We start from the raw sequence: 20,036 nt of genomic DNA, 5'->3' as shown, positions 1-20,036 counted from the left end.
ATGACCGACCTGAACAAGATCCCCGTCACCGTGATTACCGGCTTCCTCGGCTCGGGCAAGACGACGCTGATCCGCCACCTGATGCAGAACCCGCAGGGCAGGCGGCTGGCCGTGCTGGTCAACGAATTCGGCACGGTCGGGGTCGATGGCGAGATCCTGAAATCCTGCGCCGACGAGAATTGCCCCGCGGAAAACATCGTCGAGCTGGCCAATGGCTGTATCTGCTGCACCGTGGCCGACGATTTCATTCCCACGATCGAGGCGCTGATGGCGCTGCCGCAGCGGCCCGACCATATCCTGATCGAAACCTCGGGGCTGGCGCTGCCCAAGCCGTTGCTCAAGGCCTTCGACTGGCCGGCGATCCGGTCGCGCATCACGGTCGACGGGGTGATCGCGCTGGCCGATGCCGAGGCCGTGGCGGCCGGTCGCTTCGCGCCCGATGTCGATGCGGTCGAGGCGCAGCGCGCCGCCGATGACAGCCTGGATCACGAGACGCCCCTGTCCGAGGTCTTCGAGGACCAGATCGCCTGCGCCGACATCGTGCTACTGACCAAGGCCGATCTTGCCGGCGAGGCGGGACTGGCCCGCGCCCGCGCCGTCATCGAGGCCGAAGCGCCCCGCAAGCTGCCCATCATCCCGGTCGAGGAGGGGCGCATAGATCCGCGCGTGATTCTGGGTCTGAACGCCGCGGCCGAGGACGATCTGGACCAGCGTCCGTCGCATCACGACGGGGCCGATGATCACGAACATGACGATTTCGATTCGATCGTCGTGGATCTGCCGGAAATCGACGATCCGCAGGCGCTTGCCGATGCGGTGGCGCGGCTGGCGCGTGAACGCGACATCCTGCGCGTCAAGGGACATGTCGCGGTGCGCGGCAAGCCGATGCGGATGCTGTTGCAGGCGGTGGGCGAACGTGTGCGCCACCAGTATGACCGCCCCTGGGGCGACCAGCCACGCGCCACGCGGCTGGTCGTGATCGCCGAACACGACCGGATCGAACCCGAGCCGATCCGCGCGGCCCTGATGCAGGCAATTGCCGAAAGGGCCTGATCCGCGATGCATGTCGTCTTCCGCGAAAGCCACGGTCTGGAAGAGACCGACACGCCCATCGATCTGGGCCAGGACCCGGCCGATCTGGTGGTGCTGTCGTTTTCGGACAGCGATCTGGGCGCGTTCGCGGCGGGCTGGAATCGTGGCCGCGACGCCTTGCCGTCGCTGAGATTGGCCAATCTGGTGGCGCTGCGCCATCCGCTTTCGGTCGATACCTATGTCGAGCGCACGCTTTCGGGCGCCAAGGGCATCCTGATCCGGCTGATCGGTGGCGAAAGCTACTGGCCCTATGGTCTGGCGCAGGTGCAGGACCTGGCCCGCAGGCAGGGAATCGCGCTGGCCGTCCTGCCCGCCGACGGGCGCGAGGATCCGCGGCTCGACGCGCTCTCGACATTGCCGGTTTCGACATTGCGGCGGCTTCAGGCCCTGTGCGACGAAGGCGGCGCCGTCGCGGCCCAGGCCGCCCTGCAACAACTGGCGCTGGCGGCCGGTCTTTATGCGCCGCCGGTGCCGGGGCAGAAATCCGTGCCGCCGCATGGCTGGTACCGGCCCGGCCAGGGCGTCGTGCCTGCGCCCCAGGCCGATGGTCGGCCCCTGGTCGTGGTGACGTTCTATCGCTCCTACCTGGTGGCTGCCGATACCGACCCGGTGGATGCGTTGATCGCCGAGCTGGAGGCGCGCGGTTTCGCGGCCATCGGCGCCTTTGCGCCCAGCCTGAAGCAGCCCGCCGCGGCTGACTGGCTGCGCGGCGAGCTGACCCGCCTGCGGCCCGCGGCGATCGTCAATGCGACCGCGTTTTCGGCGCGCGGCGGCGACGGATCGGATTCGCCGCTGGATGCGCCGGGCTGTCCGGTCTTCCAGGTGGCGCTGTCCACCGCCCGACGCCGGGACTGGGCCGAAGCCGAACGCGGCCTGTCGCCTGCCGATCTGGCGATGCATGTCGTCCTGCCCGAGGTGGACGGGCGCATCTTCGCAGGAGTCGTCAGTTTCAAGAGTCCGGGCAGGCGCGATCCCGACCTGCAATTCTCGCGTTTCGCCCACCGGGCCGATCCCGAGCGCGTGCGCGCGGTGGTGGACCGTGTCGCCGCATGGCATCGCCTTGCCACGACGCGGCCCGCCGATCGCAGGCTGGCCGTCGTCCTGTCCACCTATCCCGGCAAGGAGTGGCAACTGGCCCATGCGGTCGGGCTGGACGCGCTGGCCTCGTCCGAGCGCATCCTGGACGTCCTGCGTGATGTCGGGCACGACGTGACACCGGGCGCCGGCCTCGGGCCTGCCCTGACCGGGGCCATGATCGACTGGCCGGTCGCGGATTACCTTGCCGCCCTGGATGACCTGCCCGGAAAGCTGCGCGAGGACCTCTTCGCGGCCTGGGGCGCGCCCGAGCACGATCCCGCCGTGCGGGACGGGGCCTTCCGTTTCGCGGCGCTGCGCCGCGGTGCCGCCCTGATCGCGTTGCAACCCGAACGCGGCGAGGTCAGGACCCGCGCGGACGAATATCACGACCTGTCGCGGACGCCGCGGCATGGCTACGTGGCCTTCTACCTGTGGCTGCGCGCGCAGGGTCTGCATGCGCTGATCCATGTGGGCGCGCATGGCACGCTGGAATGGCTGCCGGGCAAGGCGGTCGCGCTGTCCGGCGCCTGCTGGCCCGAGGTCCTGACCGGGCCGCTGCCGGTGATCTATCCCTTCATCGTCAACGATCCGGGCGAGGCCGCGCAGGCCAAGCGGCGGATCGGCGCCGTGACGATCGGCCACATGCCGCCCCCGCTGGCGCAGGGCGGCATGCCGGAAGAGCTGTTGCATCTCGAGCGCCTGCTGGACGAATATTCCACCGCCGACGGGCTGGACCCCGCCCGGCGCGACCGGCTGATCGACGCGATCCGCGACGAGGCGCGCGGCCGGGGGATCGAGGCCGATCTGGGCCTTGCGCCCGACGCCTCGCCGGCCGAGGCGATCACGCGCATCGACCGTTTCGTCTGCGACCTCAAGGAAAGCCAGTACGGCGACGGGCTGCATGTCTTTGCCACCGGCGAATGCGCCGAGGCCGAGGCGCGCGGCCTGATCGACGCGCTGTCGGGGCGGCGCGTCGCGGCGGGCGCGTCGGGTTCGCCGCATCGGGGGCGGCGCGACGTGCTGCCCACGGGCCGCAACCTGTTCACGACCGATCCGCGTGCGCTTCCCACCCGGGCCGCCCATGCCCAAGGCGTGAAGCTGGCCGAAGAGCTGGTGCGGCGTCACCTGCAGGATCATGGCGACTGGCCGCGCGCTTTGGTCGTCGATCTGTGGGGCTCGGCCACGATGCGCACGGCGGGCGAGGAATTTGCGATGGCGCTGCATCTTGCTGGCCTCGCCCCGAAATGGGACGAGGGTTCCGAACGGGTATCCGGCTTCGAGATCATTCCGCTGGCGTTGTTGCGCCGTCCGCGGGTTGATGTGACCCTGCGCGTCTCGGGCCTGTTCCGCGACGTCTTTCCCGGTCTGGCGCAGATGTTCGAATCCGCCGCCGAGGCGCTGGCGCAGCGCGACGAGGACAGCGCGGACAACCCCTATCGGCTACGTATCCCGCGCGTCTTTGGCCCCCGGCCCGGCCGGTACGGTCTGGCCATGGGAGAAGCGATCGAGGATCTCTCGGATGCGGGCCGGCAGGCCGCCGGCGAGGCCTGGCTGGCCGGATCGGAATGGGCGATCGATGCGCAGGGCGGCACGACCCGTGCCCGCGCCGAGCTGGAGCAGCGCATCCGCGCGGCCGACGGGTTCGTGCATGTGCAGGACATGCCCGAGACGGACCTGCTTCTGGCTTCGGACTATGCCGCGCATGAGGGCGGTTTTGCCGCGGCCGTGGCGCGGCTTGGGGGCAATGCGCCCGCACTCTATCATCTGGATGCGACCCGGCCCGACAATCCGCGCGCCCGCACCCTGGCCGAGGAAATCGCCCGCACGGTGCGCGCCCGCGCGGCCAATCCCGGCTGGGCCGAGGGCATGATGCGTCACGGTTTCCGCGGCGCCGCCGAGATTGCCGCGACGCTCGACCACCTGGCGGCCTTCGCGCATCTGACCCGCGCGGTGCCCGATCACCTGTTCGATCTGTATTTCGCCGCAACCCTTGGGCGGGACGAGGTTGTGGACTTCATGAAGCAGGAAAACCCGCAGGCCCTGCAGGCCATGCGCGACCGCTTTGCCGCCCTGCGCGAAGCCGGGCTCTGGCGCAGCCGGCGCAACTCGACCGCGATGGAGGCCGAGCTATGAGCACGCCCCTCATCCAGGGCTGGTGCCCGGGTGCATTGCGGCCGATGCCGTCCGGCGACGGTCTGGTTGTGCGGGTCCGGCCGCCTCTTGGACGGTTGACGACGGACCAGGCGGCGGGGTTGGCCGATCTGGCCGCGCGCCACGGAAACGGGCGGATAGACCTGTCGCTGCGGGCCAACCTGCAGATCCGCGGCGTCAGCGCGGATGGCCATCCGGCCCTGATCGAGGGGTTGCGCGCGCTTGGGCTGGTCGATCCGTCGATCGCGGCCGAGACGCGGCGGAACGTCGTCATCTCTCCATTCTGGACCGAGCATTGCGGCACGCGGGATCTTGCTCGGGCGCTGACCGCGCGGCTGGTCGCGTCCGATGCGCCGGACCTGCCAGCCAAGTTCGGCTTTGCCATCGACAGCCCGGAGGCACCGCAGGCACTGGCCGCCGTTTCGGCCGATATCCGTATTCGCCCCCATTCGGGCGGTTGGCTGGTCCATGGCGATGGCTTTGCCATGGGTGCCACGGCAGCCACCGCGGAGGAGGCGGCCGATCTGGCGCTGGCGCTGGCGCGCTGGTTCGTGGCCTCGGGCGGTGTCCGCGACGGCCGCGGGCGCATGGTGTGTCTCTGGGCCGACCTGCCGGCCGAAGAGCGGCGCGCGCGCCTGCCCGCCGCCTTTCGCGATCAGGCCGTTCCGGAGCCCACGGGCCGAACCGAAGTCCGGACCGGCCCGGTTGCCGGCGGATGGCTGGTGGGGGCCGAGTTCGGCCAGATCACGGCCGCCGCGCTGGATGCCCTTGCCCAGCACGGGGCAATGCGAATGACGCCGTGGCGCATGCTGCTGGTCGAGGGCGCGCGCGACATGCCGGACATGGCCGGCCTGATCACCCGCGCGGGCGCGCTGCCGCAATCGGTGTCGGCTTGCACCGGCGCGCCGGGATGCCCGCAGGCGCGGGGCGATACCCGCGGCATCGCGCGCAGGCTGGCGGCGGGGCTTCCCGATGGATTCGGGCTGCATGTTTCGGGCTGCGCCAAGGGCTGCGCCCATCCGGGGCCAGCGCGTGCGGTTCTGGTGGCCACCGCGCCCGGGCGCTATGACCTGATCCTGAATGGCCGGGCGGGAGACGCCCCATACCGGCAAGACCTTGATGGCGGTGCAATCACGCCCGCCGATCTGATCCCTGGGGAATGACCATGCCCTACAGCTATGAGACCGATGGCGCGGCCATCTATCGCGAAAGCTTCGCAACGATCCGGGCCGAGGCCGATCTGGACCGCTTCGATCCCGACGAAGAGCCGGTCGTGGTACGCATGATCCATGCCGCCGGCATGGTCGGACTGGAAAGGTTTGTGCGTTTCTCGCCGGGAATGGCGCGTATCGCGCGGCAAGCGCTGCAAGACGGCGCGCCGATCCTGTGCGATGCCCGCATGGTGTCAGAGGGTATCACCCGCCCGCGTCTGCCGGCCGACAATGCGGTGATCTGCACCCTGCATGACCCGCGCGTGCCGGACCTGGCGGCGCAGATGGGCACCACGCGCTCGGCCGCGGCGCTGGAATTGTGGCGGCCGCATCTCGACGGCGCGGTGGTCGCCATTGGTAATGCCCCGACGGCGCTTTTCCATCTGTTGAACATGCTGGAAGACCCGGCCTGCCCGCGCCCCGCCGCGATCATCGGCTGTCCGGTGGGCTTTGTCGGCGCGGCCGAATCCAAGGCCGCGCTGATGGCCGACCTGCCCGCGCCCGCCATGATCGTCGAAGGGCGGCTGGGCGGTTCGGCGGTCACGGTCGCCGCGGTCAACGCGCTGGCCAGCCGGAAGGAATGATCATGGCGACGGGCAAGGTGATCTGCGTGGGGCTTGGCCCCGGTGATCCCGATCTGATGAGCGTGCGCGCCGACAGGCTGGTACGCACCGCGCGCCACGTCGCCTATTTCCGCAAGGCCGGCCATCCCGGACAGGCGCGCCAGATCGTCGAGGGCCGGCTGGACCCGCAGGCCATCGAATACCCGATGGAATACCCGGTCACGACCGAGATCCCGTTCGATTCACCGGAATATCGGTCCCTGCTGGCGGGGTTCTATGACACCTGGGCGGCTCGGCTGGCGGACCTTGCGAAGGCCCAGGAAGTCGTCGTCCTGTGCGAAGGCGATCCGTTCTTCTATGGCTCGTTCATGCATTTGCATGCGCGCCTGCAGGGCCGCGCGGCGGTCGAGGTCGTGCCCGGCATTACCGGCATGTCGGGCTGCTGGACCGCGACGGGCATCCCGATCACCTGGGGCGACGATGTGCTGACCGTGCTGACGGCCACCCTGCCCGAGGCAGAGCTTGCGGCGCGGGCGCGCGGGACCGATGCCCTGGTCGTCATGAAGATCGGCCGCAACCTGCCCAAGCTGCGCCGTGCGCTGCAGGCGGCAGGACGGCTCGAACAGGCCTGGATCGTCGAGCGCGGCACCATGCCCGGTCAGCGCGTGCAGCGGCTGGCCGAGGCAGATGACGTCACGCCCTATTTCTCGATCGTGATCGTGCATGGCCAGGGGCGACGGCCATGAGCGGCTGGCTTGCGATAGCCGGGCTGGGTCCGGGGGACGAAGCCTTGGTCACGCCCGAGGTCCGCGCCGCACTTGACCAGGCCACTGATGTCGTGGGCTACATCCCCTATGTCGCCCGCATTCCGCCGCGCGAGGGGCTGACGCTGCATCCGTCCGACAACCGCGTCGAGCTTGACCGCGCGGATTTTGCGCTGGACCTGGCCGGATCGGGGCGCCGCGTGGTCGTGGTGTCCTCGGGCGATCCCGGTGTCTTTGCCATGGCGGCCGCCGTTTTCGAGGCGCTGGAGCGCAGGCCGGACCCAGCAGCGTTCGACATCCGGGTCCTGCCCGGCATCACCGCGATGCTGGCGGCATCGGCGCGGCTGGGCGCCCCGCTGGGGCATGATTTCTGCGCGATCAACCTGTCGGACAACCTGAAACCCTGGGCCCTGATCGAAGAGCGCCTGCGCCTTGCCGCGCGGGCCGGGTTTGCCATGGCCTTCTACAACCCGCGCTCGAAATCGCGGCCGCACCAGTTTTCGCGCGCGCTGGAGATCCTGCGCGAGGAATGCGGGTCCGACCGGCTGATTTCGTTCGCCCGCGCCGTCTCGACGCCGGAAGAGGAACTGCTGACGACCACGCTGGGCGCGGCGCGGCCCGAGATGGCCGACATGCGCACGGTGGTGATCGTCGGAAACCCCGCCACCCGGCGCGTCGGTCGCTGGGTCTATACGCCGAGGCGCGCGGAATGAGCGAGCCAATCCATCACTTCGGCAATGCTGCGCGCAACGGGACGCGGTGGAAGCGCTGGGCGGTCGATCATCACGACCGGCAGGCCAAGCGCGCGCGCCGCATCCAACTTGGCGCGCGCGCCCGCGCCGCCGGCATTCTTGGCCACGATCCAGCCGATGCGATGGTCCCGCAACAGCGCCATGTCCCCTTCGATCGTGAACGGGCCGCGCGCGATCACGGCCTTGGCCCGGGGCAACGGCAGCGGGGCCGATGGTTCGTCCACGAGCCGCAGCAGGTAGTGATGCTGTGGCCGCGCGGCAAAGGGTGCGAGGTTCTGGCGCCCGATGGCCAGGAACACGCGCGCCGGGGACTCGGGCAGGGCCGCGACCGCGCCGTCGATATCGGGCACGTGGATCCAGCGGTCCCCCGCACGGGCGACCCATGGCGCGCGTTCCAGCGCGATGAGCTCTGCCCCCGTCGCCGCGCAGGCAGCGATGGCATTGCGGCTGATCCGCGCGGCAAAGGGATGCGTGGCGTCGATGACATGGGTAATGCCATGGGCCCGTATCCATTCCGCAAGCCCGGCGGGACCGCCGAATCCGCCAACGCGCGTCGGCAAGGGCTGTGCCACTGGCTTTTCGGTGCGGCCGGCATAGGAATAGATCGCATCAGCGCCGCGCTCTGCCAGCGCCCGGGCCATCTGGCTGGCCTCGCCTGTGCCGCCCAGAAGAAGGATGCGCGTCATGTCTGATCCATGGCTGACGATCGTCGGTCTGGGCGAAGATGGACCAGCGGGCCTGTCGCAGGCAAGCCGTGATGCGATAGCCGGGGCCGAGGTCATCTTTGGCGGGCCACGGCACCTGGAGCTGATCGGCAAGCTGATCGGCACGGATGCGCAGGGCCATGCTTGGCCGGTGCCCTTTTCCATTGCCCCGGTTCTGGATCATCGAGGTCGGAAGGTGGTCGTTCTGGCGTCCGGCGACCCATTCTGGTTCGGGGCGGGCGGATCGCTAGTGCGGCATCTGCGCCCCGGCGAATGGGTCTGCCATCCCGCGCCATCGACCTTTTCCTGGGCCGCGGCGCGCCTGGGTTGGCGGCTGGAAGAGACGCTGTGCCTGGGTCTGCATGCGGCACCGCTGTCGCGCCTGCGTCCGGTTCTGGCCCGCGGGCTGCGGCTGATCTGTCTGTTGCGCGATGGTGCGGCGGTCGCCGAATTGGCCGACTGGCTGACTGGCGCGGGATTCGGCGACTCGCGCCTGTGGGTGCTCGAGGCCCTGGGCGGCCCGCGCGAACGCATCCGCCAGGCCCGCGCGGCGCGGTTCGATCTGTCCGACATCCATGCCCCTGTTGCAGTGGCGATCGAAGCCGAGGGTGCGCCGGGCTTGCCGCGGTCGCCCGGCCTGCCCGAGGATCTCTTTGTTCATGATGGCCAGATCACCAAGCGTCATGTGCGGGCGCTGACGATCGCGGCGCTTGCGCCGCGGCCCGGAGAATGCCTGTGGGATCTGGGCGCAGGCTCGGGGTCTGTGTCGGTGGAATGGTGCCTTGCCGCGCCGGCAGCGACGGCGCATTCGGTGGAGTCCCGACAGGATCGTGCCGAAAATATCCGGGCCAATGCCGATGCCTTTGGCCTGGGCCATCGCATGTCCGTGCATCAGGGCGACTGGCCGGATTGTCTGGACGCGCTGCCCCGACCGGACGCGGTCTTTGTGGGCGGCGGGCTGGACGGGGTGGCATTTGACCGGCTTTGGTCTGCCATGCCCGATCACGCGCGCCTGGTCGTCAATACCGTGACGCTGGAAACCGAATCACTGGTTGCCGGGCTGCATGCCCGGATGGGCGGCACGCTGGTTCGCATCGGCATCGAAGAGGCCGCGCCCCTGGGCCGGATGCGGGGCTGGGTTCCCGCGCGGCCGGTCGTGCAATGGAGCATCATCAAGTGAGGGTGGCCGGCATTGGACTGCGCGCAAATGCGCGCGCCGATTCGATCGCCGATGCACTGGCGCGGGCGGGCGGCGATGTCGCCTGTCTTGCGGTTCTTGCCGACAAGGCGGGCCATCCGGCCCTGCGGGCGTTTTCCGCCCGCGCCGGAATGCAGGTTCGGCTGGTGCCGCGCGAGAGCCTGGCAGGCATCGTGACGCTCAGCCGCTCGTCCCGGATCGAGGCACGGTTCGGAACGGGCTCGGTGGCCGAGGCGCTTGCCCTGGTGGGCGCAGGCCCGGGCGCACGCCTTGTCGGCCCGCGCGTTGTATCGCATGACGGCCTGGCTACGGCCGCTATCGCGGAAAGGATGGACGAATGACGGTACATTTCATCGGCGCGGGCCCTGGCGCGCCGGATCTTCTGACGCTGAGGGCGCGCGACCTGATCGCGGCCTGCCCGGTCTGCCTGTATGCGGGATCGCTGATCCCCGAAGCCGTTCTGGCCCATTGTCCGCCGGATGCGCGGATCGTGAATACCGCGCCCATGTCGCTGGACCAGATCATCGACGAGATCGCCGCCGCCCATGCCGAGGGCAAGGATGTCGCCCGCCTGCATTCGGGCGATCTGTCGGTCTGGTCGGCCATGGGCGAACAGCTGCGACGCCTGCGCGCGCTGGGCATCCCCTATGACGTGACACCGGGCGTGCCGAGCTTTGCCGCCGCCGCCGCCGCGCTTGGCGCCGAGCTGACCTTGCCCGGCGTCGTGCAGTCGGTCGTCCTGACCCGAACCTCGGGCCGAGCGACGGCGATGCCCGCGGGCGAGACCTTGGAGAATTTCGCGCGCACGGGCGCCGTTCTGGCCATTCACCTGTCGGTTCACGTTCTGGATCGCGTGGTGGCCGAACTGGTGCCGCATTACGGGGCCGATTGTCCCGTGGCCGTGGTCTGGCGCGCCAGCTGGCCCGACCAGCGGATCGTCCGTGCCACGCTGGGCACGCTGGAAACCGCCGTCGGGGCCGAGATGGAGCGCACCGCGCTGATCCTTGTGGGCCGCTCGATCGGGGCTGAGGATTTCGACGAAAGCCGCCTCTATGCGCAGGATTACGACCGGCGCTATCGACCGCGCGGCACCGATCCACGTTTTCCGGAAACCGCCACCGACCCCGAGGGCAAGGCGTGACGGTTCCGGGCCTCATCATTTCGGCCCCGGCCTCGGGCACGGGCAAGACCACGCTGATGCTGGGGCTTCTGGCGGCGTTCCGGGCGCACGGGGTCACGGTGCAGCCGTTCAAGAACGGGCCGGACTATATTGACCCCGCCTTTCACCGTGCGGCATCGGGGCGGGTCTCGTACAATCTTGAAAGCTGGGCGATGGGGCGTGACGCAATCGCGGGTCTTGTTGCGCAGGCCGAGGGGGCGGACCTGGTCCTGGCCGAAGGGTCCATGGGCTTGTTCGATGGCGTGGCGCGTTCGGGGGAAACGGGCACCGGGGCGAGCGCCGATATCGCCGCGCTGACCGGGTGGCCGGTGGTGCTGGTTCTGGACGTGTCGGGCCAGGCCCAGTCTGCGGCGGCCACCGCCAGCGGATTTGCCCGTTTTCGCGAAGATGTCCAGATTGCCGGGGTCGTCCTGAACCGCGTCGCCAGCCCGCGACACGAGGCGCTGGTTCGTCACGGCATGGCGCAGGCGGGGCTTCGCCTGCTGGGCGCCCTGCCGCGCAATCCGGGAATCGAGATGCCCGAGCGTCATCTGGGGCTGGTGCAGGCCGAGGAGACGCCCGAACTGGACCGCATCGTGGCAGAGGCCGGCGCCTTTGTCGCCGCCCATGTCGATCTTGGTGCCCTGCGCGCGCTTGCGCGACCCGCGCGGATTTCGGGCGACTGGAGGATGGCCGCCCCACCGCCCGGTCAGCGCATCGCGCTGGCGCGGGACGAGGCGTTTTCGTTCGTCTATCCCCATCTGATCGAGGGATGGCGCCGCGCAGGGGCCGAGATCCTGCCCTTTTCGCCGCTTGCCGACGAGCCGCCCGACGACAGCGCAGATTGCTGCTGGCTGCCCGGAGGCTATCCCGAGCTGCACGGGCCGCGACTGGCAGCGGCCGATCGGTTCCGCGAAGGTCTGCGGCGTTTTGCTCAGACCCGGCCCGTTCACGGCGAATGCGGGGGATACATGGCGCTGGGCGCGGCGATCGTGGATCGCGAAGGCCGCGCGCATCGGATGGCGGGACTTCTGGGGCTTGTCACCTCGTACCAGAAGCGCAAGATGCATCTTGGCTATCGGCTGGCCCGGCTTCACGCGCCGGTGCCCGGACTTGCGGCGGGTGCGCGCCTTCGCGGGCATGAATTCCACTATTCGACAATCGTCGAGCAACCCGATATGCCGCTGGCCGAGGTGGCCGACGCCAATGGCGACCCGGTGCCCGAGACGGGTTCGCGCCGGGGGTTGGTCACGGGCACGTTCTTTCATCTGATCGCGGAGGCGACATGAGCGGGTTCGTCAGTTTCGTCTCGTCGGGGCCGGGCGACCCGGAGCTGCTGACGCTGAAGGCCGTGGACCGGCTGCGAGCGGCCGATGTGGTCCTGTACGACGACCTGTCATCGGGGCCGATCCTGTCGCATGCGCGGCCCGACGCCGAGCTGGTCAGCGTGGGCAAGCGCGCGGGCCGTCCCTCGGCGCGGCAGGAGCATGTGAACCGGCTGCTGATCGATTACGCCGGAACGGGCGCGCGCGTCGTGCGGCTGAAATCGGGCGATTCGGGTCTTTTCGGCCGGCTGGAGGAGGAAATCCTGGCACTGCGCGCGGCCGGGATCGATTTCGAGATCGTGCCCGGCGTGCCTTCGGCCATGGCCGCGGCCGCGGCAGCCCGCATCCCGCTGACCCGGCGGCTGACGGCGCGGCGGGTGCAGTTCGTCACCGGCCATGACGTGACCGGCGCCCTGCCGCAGGACCTGAATCTGGCCGCCTTGGCCGACCCGACGGCGACGACGGTCGTCTTCATGGGCAAGCGGACCTTTGCCGAACTCGCCCGGCTTCTGATCGGGGCCGGCATGTCGCCGCAGACACCGGCCCTGCTGGCCGAAAGCGTTTCGACCCCGGCGCAAAAGATCGTGCGCGGCACGCTGGGCACGATGGAGGAGATCATCGCGCGCGAAGGCGGCGACGGGCCGGCCCTGATCCTGCTGGGCCCGCTGGCGGATACCGACTGAACGGGCAGACGCCATGTCCCGCGTCGCAATTCAATCGCGATCGGGCGCAATCGTGGCTTGACCGAAGGGCTGTTCCGCTGCCATCTAGCCGTGTACGGTGTCCACAGGGCGCAAAGCGTCCGGACTGAAACGGGAATGGGGAAGGGTGGACCAAAGGCGGCACCCGAAGCCCCAACCGCCCCCGCGACTGTGTGCGGCGAGCGGTCTTCCAGGATGCCACTGGGTGTCGGATGGTCCGATCCCGGGAAGGCGGAAGATGCGCAGTGACCCGCGAGTCAGGAGACCGGCCGTGCGAAGGAAACTTGAACGCCGTCGGGTGTGACGGCAGCAGGAGACAGACATGAAGACGATTTCCACGACGAATGCCGCCTCGGCCACGGGCCTGATGTCCATTCTTTTCGTTGCGCTGATCGGCGCGACCGTGCTGTTCGTCGCGGGCCACGCCCAGTCGGCCACGCTGCACGATGCGGCGCATGACATGCGCCACGCCACTGGCTTCCCCTGCCACTGAGCGTCTGGCCACAGGACATGATCCGAAAATTGCTGACCGGCGGCGTGGTCGCCGGATTTGCGGCGGGGCTGCTTGGCGCCCTGCTGCATTTCGCGTTCATCCAGGAGCTGATCCTTCTGGGTGAGGAATATGAATCGGGCGCGCGCGTGCATTTCCAGGCCCATGGCGAACCGGACGACGCCGGGATGCAGGCTGGGCATGACCATGGCGCGCACGACCATAGCGGGCATGACCATGGCGGAGGCGACGGGGAAGAGACATCGACCATCGTCCGCAACGGGCTGACCGTGCTGTTTACCGGCCTGATCTATGCAGGCTATGGGCTGATCCTTGTCGCCGGATTCGCGCTGGCCGAACATTTCGGCCGCCGGATCGGCACCGCCGAGGCAATCCTTTGGGGGATTGCGGGATTCGTGTCGTTCCAGCTTGCCCCCGCGATGGGGCTTGCGCCGGAATTGCCCGGGTCCGTCGCGGCGGATCTTGGGGCGCGGCAGGCCTGGTGGCTTGGCACGGTGATCGCCACCGCGGGCGGTATCGCCCTGCTGGCCTATGGGCGCGGTGTCGTCTGGTGGGTGCTTGCCGGGGCGCTGCTTGCCGCGCCGCATGTGATCGGCGCGCCGCATCTGGACGAATATTACGGTGTTGCCCCGCCAGAAGTGGCCGCGGAATTCGCGGCGCGCGTTCTGGGCGTCGGCCTCGTCGTCTGGACGGTGCTGGGCTGGCTTGCCGGATCCCTCTGGCAGCGCGAGTCCGCCTAGACATCAACATCGCGCGCCCCGGTTCAGCGCCGGGGCGCGTCCAATCCATGGGGGACGGATGATCGAGCTTGTGCTTGTCGGGATCGGGACGGGCAATCCTGACCATCTGACCCTGCAGGCCATCAAGGCCCTGAACGCGGCCGATCTGATCCTTGTCCCCCGCAAGGGCGAGACAAAGGCCGATCTGGCCGAGCTGCGCCGCGCCATTTGCCGCGAGGTCGTGACAAATCCCGCCACCCGCATCGTCGAATTCGACCTGCCCGAACGCGATCCGTCCATCGAAGACTACCGTGCGCGGGTCGAATCCTGGCATGACGCGATTGCCCGTATCTGGGGCCAGGAGATTGACGCCGCGCTGGGCAGGTCGGGGCGCGTCGCCCTGCTGGTCTGGGGGGACCCGTCGCTCTATGACAGCACGCTGCGCATCGCCGAGCGGGTGGGGCGAGGGCGCGCGCTGCGGGTGCGGGTGATTCCGGGCATCACCTCGCTTCAGGCGCTGACCGCCGCCCATGCCATCCCCATCAACCAGATCGGCGCGCCTTTCCTGGTGACGACGGGGCGGCGCCTGCGCGACGAAGGCTGGCCCGACGGGGTCGATACCCTGGCGATCATGCTGGATGGCGAATGTTCCTTTCGCACGATCGATCCGACCGGGGTCACCATCTGGTGGGGTGCATATCTGGGAATGGAGGACGAGATCATCCTCTCTGGCCCGTTGGCCGAGATCGCGGACCAGATCGTCCGCACGCGCCAAGAGGCGCGCGCGCAGCATGGCTGGATCATGGACATCTATATCCTGCGCCGCGCCTGAAACGGCGCATCAGGCCTGCCGGATCGTGTCACCCAGCTGGATCTGAGGTGTCAGTTCGATCCGTTCGCCGCCGATCTGCCCGCTTTCGGAGCGGCCCGAGACGATGCGCGCAGCGATCCGCCCGATCTTGTGTCGGCAGGCATCCATGGTCGCCAGGCGCTTGGGCAGACCTTCCAGCAGATCGACGCCGTTGAACCCTGCAAGGCCGAGGCGGCCCGGGACGTCGATACCCTGTTCGAGGCACCACAACAGCCCGCCGGCACCGATCATGTCGTTCGAGTAATACAGGAAATCCAGATCCGGGTTGCGCGAGAGCACGGCTTCGGTCATTTCGCGCCCCTTCTTGAGCGCCGACCCGCCCGAATAGAATTCGCGATCGACCAGCTCCAGCCCTGCTTCGGCAAGGCCGGCCTCGAAGCCTTCCATGCGCTTTCGGGCGCGATGGTCATGCGGCATCTTGGTGCCCAGGAAGGCAATGCGCCGGTATCCGGCCTTCACGATCGTCCGTGCCATGGCCAGACCCGCGCGCCTGTGCGAAATCCCGACCACCGAGTCGACCGGTTCGCCATCGACATCCATGATCTCGACGATCGGGATGCCCGCATTGCGCAGCATGGCCCGTGCCGCGTCGGTATGTTCCAGCCCGGCCAGGATCACACCCGTTGGGCGCCAGGACAGCATTTCGTAAAGGACCGCCTCCTCGCGTTCGGCGGAGTAATTCGAAACGCCAAAGACCGGTTGCAGGCCGGTTTCCTCGAGCTCGGCCGAGATGCCCGACAGGACGTCCGGGAAGACCAGGTTGGACAGGGACGGCACGATCACCGCGACCAGGTTCACGCGCTGCGAGGCAAGGGCGCCCGCGATCTTGTTGGGCACATAGCCCAGGCGACGTGCGGCCTCCAGAACCCGTTCGCGCGTCGAGGCCGAGACATCGCCACTGTTGCGCAGAACGCGGCTGACAGTCATCTCGGACACGCCCGAGGCTTCGGAAACGTCGCGCAAGGTCAGCGCCCGGCGTGTCTCTCTTGGCTTGTCGCTGGTCACGTCAAATCCCCGCAATCCCTTTCAGGCTTCTGAATATCCGCTTTGAAGGGGCTTGTCCAAGCATCTGCGGATGGTGTCGCCCAAGGCTGCAAGGCTTGAAATTGACCTTCGCGACCCTAGAATTTAGAACGGTTAAAAATTGGGGATTCCAGATGACAGACGACGAACTGGGCGCCGAAAGGGACCGGACACTGCTTCTGGTTGACGACGACGCGCCATTCGTAAACCGCCTTGCGCGTGCGATGGAAAAGCGCGGCTTCGAGCCGCAGACCGCGATGAGTGTCGCCGAGGGCAAGGCAAAGGCGGAAATGGCCCCCCCCGCATTTGCCGTGGTCGATTTGCGTCTGGGCGATGGCAGCGGTCTGGACGTGGTCGAGGCCCTGCGCGAAAGGCGCGCCGATTGCCGGATCGTCGTTCTGACGGGGTATGGGGCAATTGCGACGGCTGTCGCGGCGGTAAAGCTGGGCGCCGTAGATTACTTGGCCAAGCCCGCCGATGCGGACGAGATTGCCAAGGCATTGCTGTCGCGCGGCGAAATCCTGCCGCCGCCCCCGGAAAATCCCATGTCCGCCGACCGGGTTCGCTGGGAGCATATCCAGAGGGTATACGAACAGTGCAATCGGAATATCTCGGAAACCGCGCGCCGATTGAACATGCACCGGCGAACATTGCAGCGCATTCTGGCAAAGCGCAGCCCCAGATGATTGCCGCGGCTGAATAACCTGGTTGATTGATCGCGATATATTCAATTGTCGCGTGAAATATTTCCTGTCGAATACGTTGCTGCAATTCCTGTTTCAATTCTTTTGAAACGTGTTATTTTTCGTCCATGAATATACGAAAGGTCATGGGTCCATGGAAATCGATCTGAGCAAGTTTTCGCTGGATGAGCTGCGCAAGCTGAAAAAGAACGTCGAACACCACATCAGCACTTTCGAGGAGCGCAAGAAGCGCGAGGCTTTGGCCATTCTTGAAGAAAAGGCGCGTGAGCTGGGCATGAAGCTGGAAGAGGTGGCGGACCTCATCGGGAAAAAGCGGCGCAAGGTGAAGCCGAAATACCGCGACCCGAACGATCCCAGCCGCACCTGGACAGGGCGTGGCCGTCGGCCGCGCTGGGTCGAAGAGGCTCTGGCGCAGGGCAAGACGTTGGACGATCTGGAGATCTGACGCCATCCCGGCCCCTGTGCCGTTTCGGGTGCGGGGCTCGGAATATGGCTCATGCCGTTCCGGCTGCGCTTCTTTGACGCTGTGACGCTTCCGTGCTAGCGCCTGATGTCAGGGAACCGATGTGGCAGGGCGCAGCGCTTGACGACCCGAACCGAAAACGACCAGCCGGCTTCAAGCGTCATCGCACGCCGAATGGCGGGCCGCGATCTTGGCCGCCTTGACGTCGCGCGTCTTCTGGACTGTGTGACGTCGCTTGATGGTCGAACCCGCGTGTTCCTGGGGGCGGGTACAGCTGCAGATGCGATTGATCCGGCCGGGCCCGGCATTGTCGGGATTCATCCGGTGGCGGGCGCAATGGTGGCTGTGTTGGAGGCAGGCTTTGCGCTTCCCCTGTCATCCGGCGAGGAAATCCCGCTGGAGCCGGGCCGTGCCGAACCCGCGTTTCTTGCCGGTCTGAATTGCCTGCTGGGCCAGCGTATTGCCGAAACTCCGGCTCAGATCGCGGAATGGCTGTCCTATCATCATTACCATCACGGGGCCCAGGGCGCGGTCATATTGAATCGCGCCCCGGATGACGGTCTTGCCGCGGCGCTGTCCCGGGCGCTGGGGGATATGCCGCTGCGCGTGATCGTGCTGGAGTCGCCCCTGCCACTGGGCAAGCCGGGCATGGGGCCGGAGTCGCATCCATTCCTGGCGCCCGACGCGCCCGGCAAGGACCGCATGACGCCACCCGAACCCGACCCCTGGCGCGCGCCGCTGGGCGAACCTCTTGTTTACGAGATCGCGAAGTGGCGGTTCCTCTCGCAGGCGCGCGCCGTCCTGGCCCTGGATGTCAGCGATTATCTGGCGCCCGACGCGTCAGGGGCTTTTCAAAGGGCGCTTGATGCGCCCCAGGGCGTGATCGGCCTGGTTGGACGGCGTGTCTATCCCTGGCGTGTGCGGGCAGGGCAGGACGCGCGAATGGCCGATCATATCTGCCGCCAGTTCGACCAGCGAAGGGGATTTGCGCGTTGGGGCGTTGCGCCACAGAAGGCCGGGTTGGAGCGGATCTGGCGATTGGTCCGGGTCGCGCATGCCAGCCCGACCCCGGGGGATTTCCTGCCATTCTTTCGCGCGATGGCATTGCGCGTACCCGGCTGGCCCACGGCGCGGCTGGTGCCGAAGACCTCGCTGATCGAGGACGAAGGCCTGGTGCGCATGGCGACCGAGATATTCGACCACAAGCCGGTCCGCGCGCCGGTGAACGCCCCCCGTCCCGCGCCGCGCGCGGCGCAGGCCGCGCAGCGCACCGCGATCGTCACCACCATGAAGAACGAAGGCCCCTTCATCCTGGAATGGATCGCCTACCATCGCGCCATCGGCGTGGACGATTTCCTGATCTACACCAACGATTGCAGCGACGGCACGGACCTGATGCTGGATCTGCTGCAGCGCAAGGGGATCGTTCAGCATCGGATCAATCCGTGGCGCCCCGGAGGCGCGCTGAAACCTCAGCACGCCGCGCTGCAGGCAGCCGAATCGGAACCGGTCATCCGCGATTGCGACTGGGCCATCTGCATGGACGTGGACGAGTTCATCAACGTGCGGCTCGGCGATGGAACCTTGTCGGCGCTGTACCGGGCCATGGGCGATGCCAACATGATCAGCATGACATGGCGGCTGTTCGGAAATGCCGACATCGTCGCCTATCAGGATCGTTTCGTGATCGAGCAATTCACCCGCTGCGCGCCGGAAATCGTGCGCAAACCGCACCAGGCGTGGGGGTTCAAGACGCTGTTTCGCAACATCGACATTTACAAGAAGATGGGGGTTCACCGGCCCAAGGGACTGCGCCCGGACCTGTGGGATCAGGTGCGCTGGCTGAACGGGTCCGGCCGCCCGATGCCGCGCGAGATGTTCCGGAACGGCTGGCGATCGACGATCGATACGTTCGGCTATGACTGGGTGCAGCTGAATCACTATGCCGTGCGTTCGGTCGAAAGCTTCCTGGTCAAGCGTGACCGGGGGCGGGTCAACCATGTCGATCGCGACCAGGGTCTGAATTACTGGTTCCGCATGAACCACAATGCCGAGGAGGATCGCTCGATCCTGCGGATGCTGCCCCGGCTGCGCGCCGAATACGACCGGCTGATGGCCGATCCCGAAATCCGCGCCGCGCACGAATATTCCGTCGCCTGCCATCGCGCAAAGATAAGCGAGCTGCTGGCACAGGAAAACTATCGCGCCTTCTACGACCAGCTATGCAGCCAACGGATGCGGAACCTGTGCCGTCGGCAAAGACATTTCGGTTCGGCCGTGTTCAATGCCGGGCCGCATGTCATCCCCGACGAGATCGCGCTGGCGCCGGACCTGCCGCCCGACTTCTTCTTTACCGTCAAGCATTCGGGCGAGGCACAGCACTAGCCCGCGCAGGCGGCCAGAAGCTCGGCATGACGGGCAAGGAACGCCTCGCGGACTTCGGCGGGGGCGCGTGGACGGATCGTCAGGTCCTGAACGATGGCGGGGTCCGGCGCGCCAAAGAAGCGGTCGGCCTCGGCCCGCGAAAATCCGGCGATCTGGGTCGCCTCGGCCCAGGCCGAGATACGGTCCGCCGCCTTGATCTTGCGTTTCACCGTGACCGGCAGTTCTGTCGGCAGACCAAAGCGAATGTGGATGGCCGCGGCCAGCCGCCGCTCCAGCCCGCCGTAATCGGGGCCGACGGCAGCCTTCACCGGGCTGATCATGTCGCCGATCACGTATTCGGGCGCGTCGTGCAGCAGCGCCGCCAAGCGCCAGCGCGCATCGGCCCGCGGCATGATCCGTCCGAACAGGTCCTCGACCAGAAGGGAATGTTCCGCCACCGAATACGGCCAGTCGCCCACCGTCTGCCCGTTCCAGCGCGCCACAAAGGCAAGGCCATGGGCGATGTCCTCGATCTCGATATCGACCGGCGTCGGGTCCAGCAGGTCCAGCCTGCGTCCCGACAGCATCCTTTGCCAAGCGCGTGGTGGTTTTGCTGGCATTGCATTTCCTCTCTGTGCCCGGATCAGCCTTTACCCCGATCCCCGCTTCAGCGAAACCCGGCCC

20 protein-coding genes and 1 riboswitch are annotated in these 20,036 nt (G+C 67.8%); of the genes, 17 read left to right on the top strand and 3 right to left on the bottom strand.

Annotated elements, in window-relative coordinates; all coding sequences use genetic code 11:
- The 6 genes from cobW to cobJ are packed head-to-tail and all read left to right on the top strand — an operon-like array spanning nt 1 to nt 7,571.
- Entirely contained in the window at nt 1–1,053 is a 1,053-nt protein-coding gene (gene cobW / locus LV82_RS01980) for a cobalamin biosynthesis protein CobW (RefSeq protein ID WP_104069010.1), read from the top strand.
- Nucleotides 1,054–1,059: 6 nt separating this feature from the next.
- Entirely contained in the window at nt 1,060–4,302 is a 3,243-nt protein-coding gene (cobN, locus tag LV82_RS01975; protein WP_104069009.1) for a cobaltochelatase subunit CobN, read from the top strand.
- Nucleotides 4,299–5,483 carry a precorrin-3B synthase gene (cobG, locus tag LV82_RS01970; RefSeq protein ID WP_104069008.1) on the top strand — a complete coding sequence of 395 codons (1,185 nt, stop codon included), beginning with the start codon at nt 4,299–4,301 and terminating at the stop codon, nt 5,481–5,483. Before cobN ends, cobG begins: the two co-directional genes overlap by 4 nt.
- A gap of 2 nt (nt 5,484–5,485) precedes the next feature.
- Entirely contained in the window at nt 5,486–6,115 is a 630-nt protein-coding gene (locus tag LV82_RS01965) for a precorrin-8X methylmutase (RefSeq protein ID WP_104069292.1), read from the top strand.
- Nucleotides 6,112–6,840 carry a precorrin-2 C(20)-methyltransferase gene (locus tag LV82_RS01960; protein ID WP_104069007.1) on the top strand — a complete coding sequence of 243 codons (729 nt, stop codon included), beginning with the start codon at nt 6,112–6,114 and terminating at the stop codon, nt 6,838–6,840. The genes LV82_RS01965 and LV82_RS01960 overlap by 4 nt, the downstream gene beginning before the upstream one ends.
- Complete coding sequence (gene cobJ / locus LV82_RS01955; RefSeq protein WP_104069006.1) at nt 6,837–7,571, top strand: precorrin-3B C(17)-methyltransferase; 735 nt, start codon at nt 6,837–6,839, stop codon at nt 7,569–7,571. The genes LV82_RS01960 and cobJ overlap by 4 nt, the downstream gene beginning before the upstream one ends.
- Here the strand turns inward: cobJ and LV82_RS01950 are convergent.
- A complete protein-coding gene (locus tag LV82_RS01950) occupies nt 7,547–8,296 on the bottom strand; it encodes a cobalt-precorrin-6A reductase (RefSeq protein ID WP_104069005.1) in 750 nt (249 codons plus the stop codon). The genes cobJ and LV82_RS01950 overlap by 25 nt on opposite strands.
- Here LV82_RS01950 and cbiE point away from each other — a divergent pair.
- The 8 genes from cbiE (at nt 8,295) to cobF (ending at nt 14,759) form a co-directional block, all read left to right on the top strand.
- Nucleotides 8,295–9,494: a precorrin-6y C5,15-methyltransferase (decarboxylating) subunit CbiE gene (gene cbiE / locus LV82_RS01945; protein ID WP_104069004.1), complete on the top strand. Its 1,200-nt coding sequence runs from the start codon at nt 8,295–8,297 to the stop codon at nt 9,492–9,494. The genes LV82_RS01950 and cbiE overlap by 2 nt on opposite strands.
- A gap of 2 nt (nt 9,495–9,496) precedes the next feature.
- Nucleotides 9,497–9,853 (top strand): cobalamin biosynthesis protein, encoded by a 357-nt coding sequence (locus LV82_RS01940; protein WP_342750169.1) that lies wholly within the window; start codon nt 9,497–9,499, stop codon nt 9,851–9,853.
- Nucleotides 9,850–10,653, top strand: coding sequence for a precorrin-4 C(11)-methyltransferase (gene cobM, locus LV82_RS01935; RefSeq protein WP_104069002.1), 804 nt, complete (start codon nt 9,850–9,852; stop codon nt 10,651–10,653). Before LV82_RS01940 ends, cobM begins: the two co-directional genes overlap by 4 nt.
- Nucleotides 10,650–11,960, top strand: a complete 1,311-nt coding sequence (locus LV82_RS01930; protein ID WP_104069001.1) for a cobyrinic acid a,c-diamide synthase CobB — start codon at nt 10,650–10,652, stop codon at nt 11,958–11,960. The genes cobM and LV82_RS01930 overlap by 4 nt, the downstream gene beginning before the upstream one ends.
- Entirely contained in the window at nt 11,957–12,679 is a 723-nt protein-coding gene (gene cobA, locus LV82_RS01925) for a uroporphyrinogen-III C-methyltransferase (protein ID WP_104069000.1), read from the top strand. Before LV82_RS01930 ends, cobA begins: the two co-directional genes overlap by 4 nt.
- Nucleotides 12,680–12,757: 78 nt before the next feature.
- Nucleotides 12,758–12,985, top strand: a riboswitch (cobalamin riboswitch).
- Nucleotides 12,986–13,019: 34 nt separating this feature from the next.
- Nucleotides 13,020–13,190, top strand: coding sequence for a CbtB domain-containing protein (locus LV82_RS01920; protein ID WP_104068999.1), 171 nt, complete (start codon nt 13,020–13,022; stop codon nt 13,188–13,190).
- A gap of 17 nt (nt 13,191–13,207) precedes the next feature.
- On the top strand, nt 13,208–13,948 hold the full coding sequence (locus LV82_RS01915; RefSeq protein ID WP_104068998.1) for a CbtA family protein: 741 nt from the start codon (nt 13,208–13,210) through the stop codon (nt 13,946–13,948).
- A 58-nt stretch (nt 13,949–14,006) separates the two neighbouring features.
- Nucleotides 14,007–14,759, top strand: coding sequence for a precorrin-6A synthase (deacetylating) (gene cobF / locus LV82_RS01910; protein WP_104068997.1), 753 nt, complete (start codon nt 14,007–14,009; stop codon nt 14,757–14,759).
- Nucleotides 14,760–14,768: 9 nt separating this feature from the next.
- Here the strand turns inward: cobF and LV82_RS01905 are convergent, their stop codons facing one another.
- Nucleotides 14,769–15,803, bottom strand: a complete 1,035-nt coding sequence (locus LV82_RS01905; RefSeq protein ID WP_281259909.1) for a LacI family DNA-binding transcriptional regulator — start codon at nt 15,801–15,803, stop codon at nt 14,769–14,771.
- A gap of 152 nt (nt 15,804–15,955) precedes the next feature.
- On the opposite strand from LV82_RS01905, the gene LV82_RS01900 reads away from it, so the two are divergent.
- The 3 genes from LV82_RS01900 to LV82_RS01890 all read left to right on the top strand — a co-directional run bounded on the left by LV82_RS01900 (nt 15,956) and on the right by LV82_RS01890 (nt 19,373).
- Nucleotides 15,956–16,507 (top strand): ActR/PrrA/RegA family redox response regulator transcription factor, encoded by a 552-nt coding sequence (locus LV82_RS01900; protein ID WP_104068996.1) that lies wholly within the window; start codon nt 15,956–15,958, stop codon nt 16,505–16,507.
- A 151-nt stretch (nt 16,508–16,658) separates the two neighbouring features.
- The gene (locus LV82_RS01895; RefSeq protein WP_104068995.1) at nt 16,659–16,970 is read left to right on the top strand and encodes an H-NS histone family protein; all 312 of its coding nucleotides are present in this window, start codon (nt 16,659–16,661) and stop codon (nt 16,968–16,970) included.
- Between the two features lie 354 nt (nt 16,971–17,324).
- Nucleotides 17,325–19,373, top strand: coding sequence for a glycosyltransferase family 2 protein (locus tag LV82_RS01890; protein ID WP_245873035.1), 2,049 nt, complete (start codon nt 17,325–17,327; stop codon nt 19,371–19,373).
- Here the strand turns inward: LV82_RS01890 and LV82_RS01885 are convergent.
- Complete coding sequence (locus LV82_RS01885; RefSeq protein WP_104068993.1) at nt 19,370–19,972, bottom strand: HD domain-containing protein; 603 nt, start codon at nt 19,970–19,972, stop codon at nt 19,370–19,372. The genes LV82_RS01890 and LV82_RS01885 overlap by 4 nt on opposite strands.
- Between the last annotated feature and the right edge of the window lie 64 nt (nt 19,973–20,036).

It is taken from the genome of Albidovulum inexpectatum, from assembly GCF_002927635.1.
Lineage (GTDB): Bacteria > Pseudomonadota > Alphaproteobacteria > Rhodobacterales > Rhodobacteraceae > Albidovulum > Albidovulum inexpectatum.
This window is presented reverse-complemented; position numbering and strand designations above follow the sequence as displayed.